Source organism: Pseudomonas sp. HLS-6, from assembly GCF_002753995.1.
Lineage (GTDB): Bacteria > Pseudomonadota > Gammaproteobacteria > Pseudomonadales > Pseudomonadaceae > Aquipseudomonas > Aquipseudomonas defluvii.
This window is the reverse complement of the sequence record NZ_CP024478.1, coordinates 875,034-890,645: the sequence shown is the minus strand read 5'-3', so window position 1 is coordinate 890,645 and position 15,612 is coordinate 875,034. Positions and strand designations below refer to the sequence as shown.

Below are 15,612 nucleotides of genomic sequence, written 5' to 3'. Positions count from 1 at the left end.
CATGCAACTCCTCTGGCTGCGTAGCGATCTTCGCGTGTCCGATAACACCGCTCTGGCCGCCGCTGCCGAGCGCGGCCCGACACTGGCCGTCTGGCTGGTCAGCCCAAGCCAGTGGCTGGCGCATGACGATGCGCCGTGCAAGGTCGACTTCTGGCTACGCAGCCTGCGAACCCTCAGCCAGTCACTGGCTGCATTGAACATTCCACTACTGGTTCGTCAGGCAGAGCACTGGGACAACGCCCCCCAGGTTCTGCTACAGCTGTGCCGGGAGCACCATGTGCAGACACTGCACATGAATGAGGAATACGGGGTTCACGAACAGCGCCGAGACGATGCCGTACGTAACCAGTTGAGCGACGCCGGAATCGAGGTGGTGAGCTATCTGGACCAGTTGCTGTTCAAACCCGGCAGCATATTGACCAGGACCGGCGGTTACTTTCAGGTGTTCAGTCAGTTTCGCAAAACCTGCTATGAACGCCTGCACCTGGCCCTGCCTCGGCTGATCGCAAGCCCCGCGCCGCAGCAACCCTTGGCAATTGCTAGCGACCCGATCCCTGAATCAGTACCGGGTTTCAACAACGTCTCGGAAACACTGCGCGCGCTCTGGCCAGCCGGCGAGCAAGAAGCTCAAAGGCGGCTGAACGCCTTTGTCGAGGACGCCATCGAGGACTATCAGGATCAGCGCGACGTTCCGGCGCTGCCTGGCACGAGCCAGTTGTCCCCCTACCTCGCTGCCGGGGTGATCTCCCCACGCCAGTGCCTGCACGCGGCGCTTTCACACAATCGAGGCGAGTTCGACAGTGGCAACAAGGGTGTTGTGACCTGGGTGAATGAACTGCTGTGGCGCGAGTTCTACAAACATATTCTGGTCGGGTATCCGCGGGTATCGCGACACCGCGCTTTCCGCCTGGAAACCGAAGCGGTGCCGTGGCGCAACGCACCTGACGAGCTGGAGGCATGGCAGCAAGGGCGCACCGGCATTCCGATCATCGATGCAGCCATGCGCCAACTACTGGCCACCGGCTGGATGCATAACCGCCTGCGCATGGTCGTTGCGATGTTCCTGACCAAAAACCTGCTGATTGACTGGCGTGAAGGCGAACGCTTTTTCATGCGTCATCTGATCGACGGTGACCTGGCGGCAAATAACGGCGGCTGGCAATGGAGCGCATCAACGGGCACGGATGCCGTCCCTTATTTTCGGATCTTCAACCCGATCAGTCAGTCGCAACGCTTCGACAGTGAGGGACGTTTTATCCGGCATTGGTTGCCGGAGCTGGCTGACCTGGACAACAAAACCATCCACGCCCCTCAGTCTGTAGGCGGGCTGTTTGCTGTTCGTCACTATCCTGGCCCGATAGTGGATCTGGGCAGCAGTCGACAGCGGGCCCTGAGTGCGTTCAAACACTTACCCCAAAAACCCGAATGAAGAGTCAGTTGAGCAGCGGCTAAGCCGCTGCTCGAGTAAACGCCAAGGAATCAGAGTGGCATGCGATAGTGCAGGGAGTAGCTTTCTACGCCGTCGTTGGGCGTTGTCAGGCCGGCGTTAGAGTAGTGGATGGCACGCACACCCAGCTCATGCCCACCGGCGAAACGCAGACCAAAGCCGATACGGTCTTCAAACTGGAACGACGAACCGAGCCTGTTGCTTTCCAGCTCGGTGCTGGAGAAGGCTGCGACACCAATGCCGGCTTCGACATAAGGCTTGATGGACTCACCGGCAAACTCATAAACAAACACCGGTGCAAACGACAGGCTGTGGTTACTGGTGGTTTCATCGCCCTCCCAATAGGTGTAGGCGCCATCCCAGTACCCCGTGACACGGCCGACACTGGTCTGCAACCAACTGGCATCCCAGTTGGATTGCAAACCAAAGCGATAGACCATGGTCGAGTCGCCGGTCTGCCCTACCGAGACCGATGCATCGGCGGCTTGAGCTGTAAATGATTGCCCCAGAATCACGGCTGCAGTTGCAGCCAAGCAAAGCAGTTTCTTCATGAGAAACGTCCTGTTCTTAATGCAGTTTTTAGTTTTTCTGTTTCATTCAACAACGTAGTAGAAAATTGCCATCAGTTGTCAGTTCCGCACCGCAAAAACGCTCTCCCCCAGCGCTTCACAAACCAAGACTGTGCACGTTCTCAGACTGACCCCACAACAATGGCAGGATTTTCAGCAGATGCGCTGGGCTGGCACTCGTCCAGAACTGCGCGGGCCGGGCTGGGCCCTGCGCCAATAACCCGCGTTCACCGAGCAAACGCTGCAATTGCCGAGCCACCGCTGCGCCAGTATCGATGATTGCTATGTCGGGCGGAACAAGCTGGGCGAGCAATGGCTTGAGGAAAGGATAATGCGTGCAACCCAGGATCAGCGTGTCGCACCCGGCAGCCAACAGCGGTGTCACATAGCCCTGCAGCAACTGGCGCAACGAGGGGCTGTCTAGATCGCCGGCTTCAATGCATTCGACCAGGCCCGGGCACGGCTGGGTGACCACCTGCACATCATTGGCGAAGCGATCGAGCAACGCGGCAAACTTGGCGCTCTGTAGCGTACCCGTCGTTGCCAGCACACCCACCACACCGCTGCGGGTTGCTGCCGCAGCGGGTTTGACCGCAGGCTCCATACCCACAATCGGCCAGTCAGGGTAACGTTCCCGCAGGTCGGCCACCGCAGCGACTGTTGCAGTGTTACACGCCAACACCATCGCCTTGGCCCCTTGGGCACGGAAAAATTCGGCAACGATCTGGCAACGCTGACGGATAAACGCCGGCGACTTCTCCCCATAGGGGATATGTCCGCAATCAGCGACATACAGCAGTGACTCGCGGGGCAATAAACGCGCGATTTCAGCAAGCACCGACAACCCGCCGACGCCAGAATCGAAAACCCCGACGGGTGCTGCCGGATCACCCATGTCGATCACCGCAAACGGCACACCCCGGGTCGCGCTTCACACGCAGCTCGCGAAAACGGCTGCCCAGCGCATCAATCAACAACAATCGCCCAATCAGCGGCTCACCGAAACCCGCCAGCATCTTCAAGGCTTCCAGTGCCTGCAAGCTGCCAACCAACCCAACCAGCGGGCCAATCACGCCCGCCTCGCTGCAGGTCAGCTCGGCGTCACTGCCATGCCCATACAGGCAGTGGTAGCAGGGGCTGTGTGGCTGTCGCGGGTCGAAGACCGACAATTGCCCCTCCAGGCGAATCGCGGCGCCACTGACCAGCGGTTTGCCCGCTGCCACACACGCGCGATTGACCGCCTCACGGGTGCCGAAGTTGTCCGAGCAGTCGAGCACGAGGTCAACTGCGCGCACGGCCTCAGCCAACGAGTCTTCGTCGAGCACCGTACGATGGGCCACCAGGGCAATCTCGGGGTTGATCGCCTGCAAGCGTGCCAGCGCAGAATCGACCTTGCTCATGCCGATTGATGAAGTGTCGTGCATGACCTGACGCTGCAGGTTGGTCAGGTCGACCGTATCAAAGTCAGCCAGGTGCAGTTCACCAACACCTGCAGCAGCCAGATACAACGCGACCGGTGAGCCGAGGCCGCCGAGGCCGACTATCAGCGCCCGACTGCCCTTGAGCTTCAACTGACCGTCGATATCGACCTGCGCCAGGAGGATCTGTCGGCTGTAGCGCAACAGCTCCTGATCGCTCAGCACAGGAGGCGCCCCAAGGTAATACGTTCATGACCGGCAAGGTCATCGCGGCTTTCGATCTGCTCGAAGTCGTTCTGAGCCAGCAGCTCGCGTACCGCAGCGGCCTGATCGTAACCGTGTTCAAGCAACAACCAGCCGCCCGGCTGCAGGTGCTGCGGCGCCTGAGTGATGATCGCGCGCAGATCGTCCAGGCCATCTTCGCCTGCAACCAGCGCACTGCTGGGCTCAAACCGCACATCACCGGCCACCAGATGCGGATCTGCAGCAGCGATGTAAGGCGGGTTGCTGATGATCAGGTGGAAACGCTCACCGTCCAGCGCGCTGAACCAGTGACTGTTGAGCACCCGGACGTTGTCCAGCTGCAGACGCTGGCGGTTGCGTTCAGCCAGGGCCACGGCGTCGAGCACACGGTCGACGGCGGTCACCTGCCACTGTGGGCGCTCGCTGGCCAGTGCCAGCGCAATGGCCCCGGTTCCGGTACCAAGATCGAGTACACGAGCGGGCAGCGCTGGCAGCAGCTCAAGGGCCGCCTCTACCAGCAACTCGGTTTCCGGACGCGGAATCAGTGTATGAGGCGCCACTTCCAGATCAAGTTTCCAGAACCCCTGCTGCCCCAGAATATACGCCACAGGCTCACCGGCACGGCGGCGCTGCAGGTAGTCGGCAAAGGTCTGGGCCGCCTCACTGGTGACGATCCGCTCTGGCCAGGTATGCAGGTAACTGCGCGACTTGCCGATGGCAGCCGCCAGCAACAACTCGATATCCAGACGCGCCGTCGGCGAATCCGGCAGCTCCGCACCGCGAAGCAGGCTGGCAATAATCGTCATTTACTCACCCAGTGCTGCCAGTTGGTCAGCCTGATACTCGGCCAGCAATGGTTCGATGACCGCATCGACCCCGCCCGCCAACACTTCATCAAGGGAATACAGGGTCAGGTTGATACGGTGATCGGTCACCCGGCCCTGTGGGTAGTTGTAGGTACGAATACGCTCGGAACGATCGCCCGAGCCGACCAGCAGCTTGCGCTCACTGGCAATGGCATTCTGTGCTGCGCTGGTCTGCATGTCATTGAGCTTGGCCGACAGCCAGGACATGGCGCGCGCCCGGTTCTTGTGCTGCGAACGCTCTTCCTGGCACTCCACCACGATGCCGGTTGGCAAGTGCGTGATACGAATCGCCGAATCGGTCTTGTTCACGTGCTGACCGCCCGCCCCGGAAGAGCGGTAAGTGTCGACCCGCAAATCAGCCGGGTTGATCTCGATTGCCACCTGCTCGTCAGGCTCGGGCAACACCGCGACGGTACACGCCGAGGTATGAATGCGCCCTTGGGATTCGGTTTCCGGTACCCGCTGCACGCGGTGCGCACCCGACTCGAATTTCAGCTTGCCGTAGACGTTATCGCCTTCGACACGCGCAATGATTTCCTTGTAGCCGCCGTGCTCGCCCTCGTTCTCCGAGAGGATCTCCAAACGCCAGCCACGTCGCTCGGCATAACGCGAGTACATGCGGAACAGGTCGCCGGAAAAAATCGCCGCCTCGTCCCCGCCCGTACCCGCGCGGATCTCCAGGAACACGTTGCGCCCATCGTTCGGGTCCTTGGGCAGCAGCATGCGTTGCAACTGGCTTTCCAGTGCGAGCAACTGCTCCTTGGATTCGCGCACCTCTTCCACAGCCATTTCCCGCATATCCGGGTCACTGTCCTTGAGCAGCGCCTGAGCCCCCTCAAGCGCGTCCTGAACCTTGCGCCACTGCGCATAGGCAGCCGCGACGGGCTCAACTTCGGCGTACTCCTTGGAATAGGCACGGAAGCGGGTCTGATCGGAAATGACTTCAGCATCACCCAACAGGGCAGTCAGTTCCTCGAAGCGGTCCTGGAGGGTATCCAGTTTATTGAGCAGCGACGCTTTCATTGCGGGGGTTTATCCGTCGAGCCCTCGTTGAGGGCAAAGAGTTCCTGGGCCATGGCCAGCGCATCGAGGCGGCCTTCGGCAGAGAGCTTTTTCAACTGCACACTCGGCGCATGCAGCAACTTGTTGGTCAAGCCACGGGCCAACTGCACCAAGACCTCCTCGGCATTGGCACCGTTGGCCAGCAGGCGCTGGGCCTTTTGCAATTCCTCGTCGCGCAGCCGCTCACCTTGCTGGCGGTAGGCCTTGAGCACATCCACCGCCGCCAACTCACGCAGGCGCAGCATGAAGTCTTCGGCACCGACCGAGACCAGCTCCTCGGCCGCCTGGGCGGCGCCCTGACGGCTCTTGAGGTTCTCGGCGACAACGTCGTGCAGGTCATCGACGGTGTACAGGTAAACGTCGTCCAACTCACCGACTTCTGGTTCGATATCCCGAGGTACGGCGATATCCACCATGAAAATCGGCTTGTGCTTACGCAATTTCAATGCGCTTTCTACCGCCCCCTTGCCAAGAATCGGCAACTGGCTGGCGGTGGAACTGATCACGATATCGCTGTGCACCAGTTCATGGGGAATGTCTGCCAGCAACACCGCATGGGCACCGAACTGTTCGGCCAGCGTGCTCGCACGCTCCAGGGTTCGGTTAGCCACCACAATGCGCCGCACCCCCTGCTCATGCAGGTGACGGGCCACCAGGGTAATGGTTTCACCAGCCCCGATCAGCAGCGCCTGGCTACGCCCCAGGTCACTGAAGATCTGCTTGGCCAGGCTCACAGCGGCAAACGCCACTGACACCGGGTTTTCGCCGATGGCCGTGTCGGTGCGCACCTGCTTGGCAGCACTGAACGTGGCCTGGAACAAACGCCCCAGCAAGGGGCCGATGGTCCCGGCCTCGCGTGCCACGGCATACGCCGATTTCATCTGGCCCAGGATCTGCGGCTCGCCCAGCACCAGCGAGTCGAGCCCGGAGGCAACCCGCATCATGTGCCGCACGGCATCGTGATCTTCATGGACATAGGCACTGGCACGCAGCTCTTCGAGGCTGAGCTGGTGATATTCGGCCAACCAGCGCAATACGCTGTCGGCCGCCAGGTGGTCCTGTTCGATGTAAAGTTCGCTGCGGTTGCAGGTCGAGAGGATCGCGGCTTCGCGGCTGGCGGTGAGTCGACAGAGCTGCTGCAAGGCTTCGACCAGCTGCTCGGGCGTAAACGCCACGCGCTCGCGTACGTCTACCGAGGCAGTCTTATGGTTGATACCGAGTGCAAGAAAGGCCATTCAAGGTCGCTGATTATGACGTGAAGCCGATAATTGTCCTACTTCGCAGGTTAGAGAACAACCACCGCTCACTATTGTCTCTATAGTCAGTACCTAAGTCTGTACTTCCAGAGGCCATCACTTATGGGTTTGCCCTAGCGCTTGTGTCATGATGATCCGACCGCAGGTTAGTCGCCCAAAATCCCCACTATGAATAGATCCTCCGCGTTGTTCCTTGCCTTTGCCTTGCTTCAGGGCTGCCAGACCTTGGCTCCGGATTCCCCGGATGCCAAGGCGCCTGCCGCCGAGACTGCACCTCCTGAGCAGGTCAAGCCCACGGTCTACGGATCCTTCAGCCAGGACACCGTCTATAGCCTGTTGACCGCCGAATTGGCAGGCCAGCGCAATCGCTTCGATATCGCGCTGGACAACTATGTTGCCCAAGCCATCAAAACCCAGGACGCCGGTATCTCAGAACGTGCCTTCCGCATCGCCGAGTACCTCGGTGCCGACCAGGCTGCGCTGGACACGGCGCTGATCTGGGCAAAGAACGCACCAGAAAGCCTCGATGCGCAACGCGCCGCCGCAATCCAGCTGGCGCGGGCCGGGCGCTATGACGACTCCATGAACTACATGGAGAAGGTCCTGCAGGGCCAGGGTGACACGCACTTCGATTTCCTGGCGCTGTCAGCCGCCGAAACCGATCAGGAAACCCGTGATGGCCTGCAGAAAAGTTTCGACCGCCTGCTGCTGAAGTACCCGGACAATGGTCAGCTGGTGTTTGGCAAAGCCCTGTTGCTACAACAGGATGGCAATGCGAACGCCGCACTGGAACTGCTCGAAAAACACCCGCCAGAGGCCGGCGAAATCGCTCCGGTACTGCTGCAGGCACGCCTGCTGCAAAGCCTCGATCGCGGCAAGGAAGCACTGCCACTACTGCAAAAGACCATTCGCAAGTACCCCGACGACAAGCGCCTGCGCCTGACCTACGCGCGCATGCTGGTCGAACAGGACCGGGTCGAGGATGCCAAGGTCGAGTTTGCCAGCCTGCTACAGCAATACCCCGACGATGACGAGCTGCGCTACTCACTGGCACTGGTCAGCCTGGAGGCCAAGGCCTGGAACGAAGCCGAAAGCTACCTGCAAGAGCTGATTGCCCGCGGTAGCCGGGTCGATTCGGCACACCTGAACCTGGGTCGCCTGCATGAAGAGCGTAATGACCCGGAACGCGCATTGATCGAGTACGCCCAGGTTGGCCCCGGCAATGATTACCTGCCAGCACAACTGCGCCAGGCCGACATTCTCATCGCCAACGGTCGAGCCACCGAAGCCTCGCGGCGCCTGGCCGCAGCGCGTGAAGCCCAACCGGACTACGCTATCCAGTTGTACCTGATCGAAGCCGAAACCCTTGGCAACAACAACAAGGACGCCCAGGCCCTGCAGGTGCTGCAACAGGCCATCAAACTGTACCCCGACGACCTGAACCTGCTTTACACCCGCGCCATGCTTGCGGAAAAGCGCGACGACCTGGCCCAGATGGAAAAGGACCTGCGCAGCATCATCAGCCGCGAGCCGGAAAATGCCATGGCCCTCAACGCCCTGGGCTACACACTGGCCGACCGCACGACACGCTATGCCGAAGCCAAGGGCCTGATCGAAAAAGCACACCAGATCAACCCGGAAGACCCCGCCGTGCTCGACAGCCTGGGCTGGGTCAACTACCGCCTGGGCAACCTCGACGAAGCTGAACGCCTGCTGCGCCAGGCCCTGGAACGCTTCCCTGACCACGAAGTCGCCGCCCACCTGGGCGAAGTGCTCTGGGCCAACGGCAAACGCCGCGAAGCACGCCATGTCTGGGCCAAAGCCCTAGAAGACCAACCTGACAGCCCTATCCTGCGCAAAACCCTTCTGCGCCTGACCGGATCCGAGACTCTGTAAGCCTATGTTCCTGCGCCACTGCATTACCTTCAGCCTGATCGCCCTGCTCGCCGGCTGCGCCGGCTTCGGCTCCCGCGAAGCCCTTCAGGGCCAGGGCAGCCCACAATTGTGGCGCGAGCACAAACAACAGTTGAGCACCCTCGACGGCTGGCAGATCAACGGCAAGGTGGGCATCCGCGCACCGAAAGACTCCGGTAGCGGCACCTTGTTCTGGCTGCAACGCCAGGATTATTACGATATCCGCCTGTCTGGCCCGCTGGGCCGGGGCGCCGCCCGCCTGACCGGGCACCCGGGTCAAGTCGTACTGGAAGTCGCCAACCAGGGACGCTTCGAGGCCCAGAGCCCGGAGACCTTGCTGGAGGAGCAATTGGGCTGGCAACTGCCAGTGTCGCATCTGGTCTGGTGGGTACGCGGCTTGCCCGCACCCGGCAGTAAGAGCCGCCTGACCCTGAGCGGTGACAGCCGCCTGGCCAGCCTCGACCAGGATGGCTGGAACGTCGAGTACCTGAGCTACATCCAGCAGAACGGTTACTGGCTGCCGGAACGCCTCAAGCTGCACGGCCAGAACCTGGACGTGACCCTGGTGGTCAAGGACTGGCAGCCACGCCAGCTGGGGCACTGACATGCACGCAACCACCCTGACACTGCCGGCACCGGCCAAACTGAACCTGATGCTGCACATTCTGGGTCGCCGCCCCGATGGCTATCACGAACTGCAGACCCTGTTTCAATTTCTCGACTACGGCGATGAGTTGTCTTTTGCCCTACGAGAAGATGGCGAAATACGCCTGCACACCGAAATCGACAACGTTCCTCACGACAGCAACCTGATCGTGAAAGCTGCGCGAAAACTGCAGGCACTTTCAGGCTGCAGCAAGGGCGTTGATATCTGGTTGAAAAAAATCCTGCCCATGGGCGGCGGCATCGGTGGCGGCAGCTCAGATGCCGCAACCACCCTGCTCGGCCTCAACCATCTCTGGCAATTGGGCTGGAGTGAGGACCAACTGGCCGAACTGGGCCTGACCTTGGGCGCCGACGTCCCGGTTTTCGTCCGCGGTCACGCGGCATTCGCCGAAGGCGTGGGCGAAAAGCTCACCCCGGTAGATCCTGAGGAACCCTGGTATGTCGTGCTCGTCCCGCAAGTATTTGTAAGTACAGCGGAAATTTTTTCACATCCATTGTTGACACGTGATTCAGCGCCCATTAAGATGCGCCCCGTTCCCAAGGGAAACAGTCGAAATGACTGCCAACCGGTAGTAGAGCAGAGTTACCCAGAAGTACGTAACTCACTGAATTTGCTAAGCAAGTTCACTGAAGCTAGGCTTACCGGAACTGGAAGTTGTGTGTTTGGGGCCTTCCCAAGCAAAGCTGAAGCTGATAAAGTTTTGGCCCTTCTTACAGAGACCCAAACAGGGTTTGTAGCAAAGGGAAGCAACGTTTCGATGTTGCATCGCGCGCTACAGAGTCTGCTCTAGGAATCGAGTGTTAGGCACTCGCAGCAACAGATACAGGGGCGTCGCCAAGCGGTAAGGCAGCAGGTTTTGATCCTGCCATGCGTTGGTTCGAATCCAGCCGCCCCTGCCATTTTCCTTATACTCATCCAGGTTACCCTCAGCCTTCAGGTACTGCGCGTGTCCAAGATGATGGTCTTTACGGGGAACGCCAACCCCGATCTGGCTCGGCGTGTCGTACGTCAGCTGCATATCCCACTGGGTGATGTTTCTGTCGGTAAGTTTTCCGACGGCGAAATCAGCACTGAGATTAATGAAAACGTCCGCGGTAAAGACGTATTTATCATTCAGCCGACTTGTGCGCCAACCAACGATAATCTGATGGAATTGGTAGTGATGGCTGACGCCTTCCGCCGTTCATCTGCCTCCCGAATCACCGCCGTGATTCCTTACTTCGGTTACGCCCGCCAAGATCGCCGTCCGCGTTCGGCGCGTGTTGCAATCAGCGCCAAAGTCGTTGCTGATATGCTCACCGTCGTTGGTATCGACCGTGTTCTCACTGTCGACCTGCACGCTGACCAGATCCAGGGTTTCTTCGATATTCCAGTAGATAACATCTACGGCTCCCCCGTTCTGGTGGATGACATCGAAGACCAGCGTTTCGAAAATCTGATGATTGTCTCCCCAGACATCGGTGGCGTCGTGCGTGCACGAGCTGTTGCCAAGTCGCTGGGCGTCGATCTCGGCATTATCGATAAACGCCGCGAGAAGGCCAACCACTCCGAAGTGATGCATATCATCGGTGATGTTGAGGGTCGTACTTGTATTCTGGTCGACGACATGGTCGATACCGCTGGCACCCTGTGCCACGCGGCCAAGGCCCTGAAAGAGCACGGCGCTGCCAAGGTTTACGCCTATTGCACGCACCCTGTTCTGTCGGGTCGGGCGATCGAGAATATCGAGAAATCCGTGCTGGACGAGCTGGTGGTGACCAACACCATCCCGCTGTCCGCCGCAGCTCAAGCCTGTGACCGTATCCGTCAACTGGATATCGCACCGGTCGTCGCAGAAGCGGTTCGCCGCATCAGCAACGAAGAATCGATCAGCGCGATGTTCCGCTAAGGGCCCTGCCCTTTTCGAGATCACGTTGACGTAAAGCGCCCCGCCCCAACACTGGTTGTTGGGGCGGGGCTTTTTTGCCAACCCCGCTTTGGCGCTGGTCGCAAACGCCAAACCGGAGAGGCTATTTTGGAGATACAAAATGACTGATTTCATCCTGAACGCCGAAGCGCGTAACGACCTGGGGAAAGGTGCGAGCCGCCGCCTGCGTCGTCTCGCCAGCCAAGTTCCTGCTGTTGTATACGGTGGCGACGCTGCCCCTGTATCGGTCAGCATCCTGGCTAAAGAAATCGCCAAGCTGTTCGAAAACGAAGCTGCTTTCAGCCACGTTATCGAACTGAATGTCGACGGCGCCAAGCAGAACGTTGTTGTTAAAGCTCTGCAACGTCACCCATCGAAAGGCATCATCCTGCACGCCGACTTCGTTCGCGTTGTTGCTGGCCAGAAACTGACTGCCAAGGTTCCAGTTCACTTCGTAAACGAAGAAGCTGCAATCAAGAAAGGCGGCGAGATCTCCCACGTAGTGGCTGAAATCGAAGTTTCTTGCGAAGCCAAAGACCTGCCTGAGTTCATCACCGTTGACCTGGCTAACGCCGAAGTCGGCACCATCGTTCACCTGTCGGACCTGAAAGCTCCGAAAGGCGTCGAGTTCGTCGCACTGGCTCACGGCAACGACCTGGCAGTAGCCAACGTTCACGCTCCGCGTGTTGCGCCTGAAGCTGAAGGCGCTGCCGAGTAATTTTACTCAGCACGCCGGTGTTGCCCGGGCCACGCAGCCGTAACGCGTGGCCCACAACTCCAAGGAAGAGCCCCTGACGTGACCGCCATTCAACTGATCGTCGGCCTGGGAAACCCCGGCCCCGAATACGAACAGACCCGGCATAACGCAGGGGCTCTTTTCGTAGAACGCATCGCCAGCGCCCAGCGCGTCAACCTGACCGCTGACCGCAAGTATTTCGGCCTGACAGCCAAGTTCAGCTATCAGGGCAAAGACGTTCGTCTGCTGATACCCACCACGTACATGAACCGCAGCGGCCAAGCCGTCGCGGCACTGGCCGGTTTTTTCCGTATACCGCCAGAAGCCATCCTGGTGGCCCACGACGAACTCGACCTGCCTCCCGGCGTCGCCAAGCTCAAGCTCGGTGGCGGCCACGGCGGGCACAACGGCCTGCGCGACATCATCGCGCAGCTCGGCAATCAGAATAACTTTCACCGTCTGCGGCTTGGCATCGGCCACCCGGGTGACAGCAGCAAGGTGTCCGGTTTTGTCCTGGGCAAGGCGCCACGCGCCGAGCAGGAAAAACTGGATGCCAGTATCGATTTTGCCCTCGGCGTGCTGCCGGACATCCTCGCCGGCGATTGGACGCGTGCGATGAGAGAGCTGCACAGCCAGAAGGCCTGACTCCACGAAGAGGGATTCACCATGGGATTCAATTGCGGCATCGTCGGCCTGCCCAACGTCGGCAAGTCCACCCTGTTCAACGCCTTGACCAAATCCGGTATCGCGGCAGAGAACTTCCCCTTCTGCACCATCGAGCCGAACAGCGGCATCGTACCGATGCCCGATGCACGCCTGGACGCCCTGGCTGCCATCGTCAAGCCTGAGCGGGTGCTGCCCACCACCATGGAATTCGTCGATATCGCAGGCCTTGTAGCCGGCGCCTCGAAAGGTGAAGGCCTGGGCAACAAGTTCCTCGCCAACATCCGCGAGACCGATGCCATCGCCCACGTGGTGCGCTGCTTCGAAGACGATAACGTGATTCACGTCTCCAACAGTGTCGACCCCAAGCGCGACATCGAAATCATCGACCTGGAACTGATCTTCGCCGACCTCGACAGCTGCGAGAAACAACTGCAGAAAGTCGCGCGTAACGCCAAAGGCGGTGACAAGGACGCCTTGGCCCAGAAAGCCATTCTGGAAAAGCTCATCCCGCACTTCACCGAAGGCAAGCCTGCGCGCAGCCTGATGAAGCACATGGCGGATGACGAGAAAGCCCTGATCCGTGGCTTCCACCTGCTGACCAGCAAACCGGTCATGTACATCGCCAACGTGGCCGAAGACGGCTTCGAGAACAACCCGCACCTGGACGTGGTCAAGGCCATTGCCGAAGAAGAAGGCGCGATCGTGGTGCCGGTGTGCAACAAGATCGAAGCGGAAATCGCCGAACTGGACGACGGTGAAGAGAAGGACATGTTCCTTGAATCCCTCGGCCTGGAAGAGCCTGGCCTGAACCGTGTGATCCGCGCGGGCTACGCCCTGCTCAACCTGCAGACCTACTTCACCGCTGGCGTGAAGGAAGTACGCGCCTGGACCGTTCGCGTTGGCGCCACCGGCCCACAGGCTGCCGGCGTGATCCACACCGACTTCGAGAAAGGCTTCATCCGTGCCGAAGTGATCTCCTACGATGACTTCATCAAGTACAACGGCGAAGCCGGCGCGAAAGAAGCCGGTAAATGGCGCCTGGAAGGCAAGGACTACATCGTCAAAGATGGCGATGTGATGCACTTCCGCTTTAACGTCTAAATAGAAATTTAGATCTCCTAGGATCTTGCCGGACACATAACCCCTTGAGAGATTGAGCCTCAAGGGGTTTTTCTTTTCCCAAAAGGTCCGACAAGAATCTATACGATCCGCATATTTACCGGGTACGCTACCGGGTATCGAAAAATTCACCTACCCGTATAACCGGGTATAACAGGATTGAGCAGCCATGCCGCTTACCGATACCGAGTGCCGTACCGCCAAGCCCAAGGAAAAGCCCTACAAGCTCACAGATGGCAATGGCCTTTACCTGGAGGTGAAGCCTAACGGGGTTAAGGCATGGCGCTATCGGTTCGAGCTGAACGACGGAACTAGCAGGAAGGAAAGCGTGTTCGCGATTGGGGACTATGTAATCGCACCCAAAGGGGAATCACCCGAGCACGCCGAAGAGCGCCGCAAAGGGCGCCGCTTCACTCTTGCAGAGGCACGCGATGAGCGCGTGAAAGCCCGTGCCCTAGTCATACAGGGCATCAATCCCGCGCACCACCGGCAACAGGAGCGGGTGAAGCGCGACCACGAGAAGGCCATTACGTTTGAAGCCGTCGCCAAAGAGTGGCTTTCACTGAAGGACTGGGAGGAGATCACCAAGTCCAGACGACTCAACATGCTTGAACGCGTCGTATTTCCCAAAATCGGTGAACTGCCGATCAAAGCCATCAACCCCATGCACATTCTTGAAGTGCTCAGAGCAGCCGCTCAAGATAATGGCCCATCTGTTGCCGCAGAGGCCAAGCGGAGCATGTCCGGAGTTTTCGAACTGGCAATTTCCACGTTGCGAGCCAGCACCGACCCGGTACACCCCGTTCGAAAAGCCCTGCCAGCCAACAAGACTCAGCACAAACGCCCTCTCTCCACTGAAGAAATTGGCCAACTGTTACGCGATGTCGAATCTCACGGCGGACGCCATGAGACCCTCTGCGCTTTCCAGCTCATGTGGCTGACTCTGTGCCGCCCCAATGAAGCTGTAGAGGCTCAGTGGGCAGAATTTGACCTGGAGAAGGCGCTTTGGCGCATTCCCGCCGAGCGGATGAAAAAGCGCAAAGAGCACACGGTGCCACTGCCGCGACAGGCAGTCGAAATACTGCGTGGCCTGCATTCCATCACAGGAAAATACACCCACGTATTTCCTCACCGCGACGTACGCACCCGCCCAATGGTTGCGGCCTCATTCCGCCAGATGCTCAACACCCTTGGCTGGGGAGGTAAATACAGCCCGCATGCCACGAGGACAACGGGCAGCACCAGACTCAATGAGATGGGCTACTCAGCAGACTGGATCGAAAGACAGCTCGCTCACACCGAGCAAAATGCTGTCCGCCGCACGTACAACCACGCGGAGTATCTAAGCGACCGAGCCATCATGATGCAACTATGGGCAGATAGACTGGACATCTGGAAAAATGAAAGTGCTTAGGCTGACTTGAAAGACACGTCCTGGGTCACTTCAACGCCAGTAGGCTCAGTAATTTCTGAATCATTAATCTCAAGCCCCTCATTACCTATGGTGTAAGTGACATACCACGAAAAATTATCAGCACCCAACCCGGCAGTGAAGATTACCGACCAATCCTCACTCTCGCCCTGGAAGCCAACAGCCTCCTTTTGCATACCCTGCTGTAATAGCTCCTTGGCTGGGATACGAAACTCTTGGCCGCTCTTCTTGTAAACAAGTGTACCTACTGGTTTAACGCGCATAATCCCTCCTAAATGAAGGAAGAACCATACACGAGCCGCATTGCAGAC

General features: G+C 59.2%; 16 protein-coding genes and 1 tRNA gene. 10 read left to right on the top strand and 7 right to left on the bottom strand.

Annotated features, from left to right (window positions below):
- Nucleotide 1 precedes the first annotated feature (1 nt).
- Nucleotides 2–1,429, top strand: coding sequence for a deoxyribodipyrimidine photo-lyase (gene phrB / locus CS390_RS03950; RefSeq protein ID WP_099773538.1), 1,428 nt, complete (start codon nt 2–4; stop codon nt 1,427–1,429).
- A gap of 50 nt (nt 1,430–1,479) precedes the next feature.
- On the opposite strand, the gene CS390_RS03945 is transcribed toward phrB, so the two are convergent.
- From CS390_RS03945 to hemA, 6 genes are all read right to left on the bottom strand, one after another.
- The gene (locus CS390_RS03945) at nt 1,480–1,998 is read right to left on the bottom strand and encodes an acyloxyacyl hydrolase (protein ID WP_099773537.1); all 519 of its coding nucleotides are present in this window, start codon (nt 1,996–1,998) and stop codon (nt 1,480–1,482) included.
- Between the two features lie 115 nt (nt 1,999–2,113).
- The gene (gene murI, locus CS390_RS03940) at nt 2,114–2,911 is read right to left on the bottom strand and encodes a glutamate racemase (RefSeq protein ID WP_099773536.1); all 798 of its coding nucleotides are present in this window, start codon (nt 2,909–2,911) and stop codon (nt 2,114–2,116) included.
- The gene (locus CS390_RS03935; RefSeq protein ID WP_099773535.1) at nt 2,904–3,659 is read right to left on the bottom strand and encodes a molybdopterin-synthase adenylyltransferase MoeB; all 756 of its coding nucleotides are present in this window, start codon (nt 3,657–3,659) and stop codon (nt 2,904–2,906) included. The genes murI and CS390_RS03935 overlap by 8 nt, the downstream gene beginning before the upstream one ends.
- Nucleotides 3,653–4,483, bottom strand: a complete 831-nt coding sequence (prmC, locus tag CS390_RS03930) for a peptide chain release factor N(5)-glutamine methyltransferase (RefSeq protein WP_099773534.1) — start codon at nt 4,481–4,483, stop codon at nt 3,653–3,655. Before prmC ends, CS390_RS03935 begins: the two co-directional genes overlap by 7 nt.
- Entirely contained in the window at nt 4,484–5,566 is a 1,083-nt protein-coding gene (gene prfA, locus CS390_RS03925; protein ID WP_065761008.1) for a peptide chain release factor 1, read from the bottom strand. It abuts the gene before it with no gap.
- Nucleotides 5,563–6,840 (bottom strand): glutamyl-tRNA reductase, encoded by a 1,278-nt coding sequence (gene hemA / locus CS390_RS03920; RefSeq protein WP_099773533.1) that lies wholly within the window; start codon nt 6,838–6,840, stop codon nt 5,563–5,565. The genes prfA and hemA overlap by 4 nt, the downstream gene beginning before the upstream one ends.
- 189 nt (nt 6,841–7,029) lie before the next feature.
- Here hemA and CS390_RS03915 point away from each other — a divergent pair, with 189 nt between their 5' ends.
- From CS390_RS03915 to CS390_RS03875, 9 genes are all read left to right on the top strand, one after another.
- Nucleotides 7,030–8,757, top strand: a complete 1,728-nt coding sequence (locus CS390_RS03915) for a tetratricopeptide repeat protein (RefSeq protein WP_099773532.1) — start codon at nt 7,030–7,032, stop codon at nt 8,755–8,757.
- A gap of 4 nt (nt 8,758–8,761) precedes the next feature.
- A complete protein-coding gene (gene lolB / locus CS390_RS03910) occupies nt 8,762–9,379 on the top strand; it encodes a lipoprotein insertase outer membrane protein LolB (protein ID WP_065761005.1) in 618 nt (205 codons plus the stop codon).
- A gap of 1 nt (nt 9,380) precedes the next feature.
- On the top strand, nt 9,381–10,232 hold the full coding sequence (gene ispE / locus CS390_RS03905) for a 4-(cytidine 5'-diphospho)-2-C-methyl-D-erythritol kinase (protein ID WP_065761004.1): 852 nt from the start codon (nt 9,381–9,383) through the stop codon (nt 10,230–10,232).
- Nucleotides 10,233–10,266: 34 nt separating this feature from the next.
- Nucleotides 10,267–10,341 (top strand) — tRNA-Gln (locus CS390_RS03900).
- A 47-nt stretch (nt 10,342–10,388) separates the two neighbouring features.
- Nucleotides 10,389–11,330: a ribose-phosphate pyrophosphokinase gene (locus tag CS390_RS03895; RefSeq protein ID WP_099773531.1), complete on the top strand. Its 942-nt coding sequence runs from the start codon at nt 10,389–10,391 to the stop codon at nt 11,328–11,330.
- A 139-nt stretch (nt 11,331–11,469) separates the two neighbouring features.
- Nucleotides 11,470–12,066 carry a 50S ribosomal protein L25/general stress protein Ctc gene (locus CS390_RS03890; protein WP_099773530.1) on the top strand — a complete coding sequence of 199 codons (597 nt, stop codon included), beginning with the start codon at nt 11,470–11,472 and terminating at the stop codon, nt 12,064–12,066.
- A 78-nt stretch (nt 12,067–12,144) separates the two neighbouring features.
- Nucleotides 12,145–12,729, top strand: coding sequence for an aminoacyl-tRNA hydrolase (gene pth, locus CS390_RS03885; protein ID WP_065761926.1), 585 nt, complete (start codon nt 12,145–12,147; stop codon nt 12,727–12,729).
- Nucleotides 12,730–12,750: 21 nt separating this feature from the next.
- Nucleotides 12,751–13,851: a redox-regulated ATPase YchF gene (gene ychF / locus CS390_RS03880; protein WP_065761927.1), complete on the top strand. Its 1,101-nt coding sequence runs from the start codon at nt 12,751–12,753 to the stop codon at nt 13,849–13,851.
- A gap of 187 nt (nt 13,852–14,038) precedes the next feature.
- Nucleotides 14,039–15,283 (top strand): tyrosine-type recombinase/integrase, encoded by a 1,245-nt coding sequence (locus CS390_RS03875; RefSeq protein ID WP_099773529.1) that lies wholly within the window; start codon nt 14,039–14,041, stop codon nt 15,281–15,283.
- Here the strand turns inward: CS390_RS03875 and CS390_RS03870 are convergent.
- Nucleotides 15,280–15,564 carry a hypothetical protein gene (locus tag CS390_RS03870; protein WP_099773528.1) on the bottom strand — a complete coding sequence of 95 codons (285 nt, stop codon included), beginning with the start codon at nt 15,562–15,564 and terminating at the stop codon, nt 15,280–15,282. The two genes, CS390_RS03875 and CS390_RS03870, sit on opposite strands and share 4 nt — an antisense overlap.
- Between the last annotated feature and the right edge of the window lie 48 nt (nt 15,565–15,612).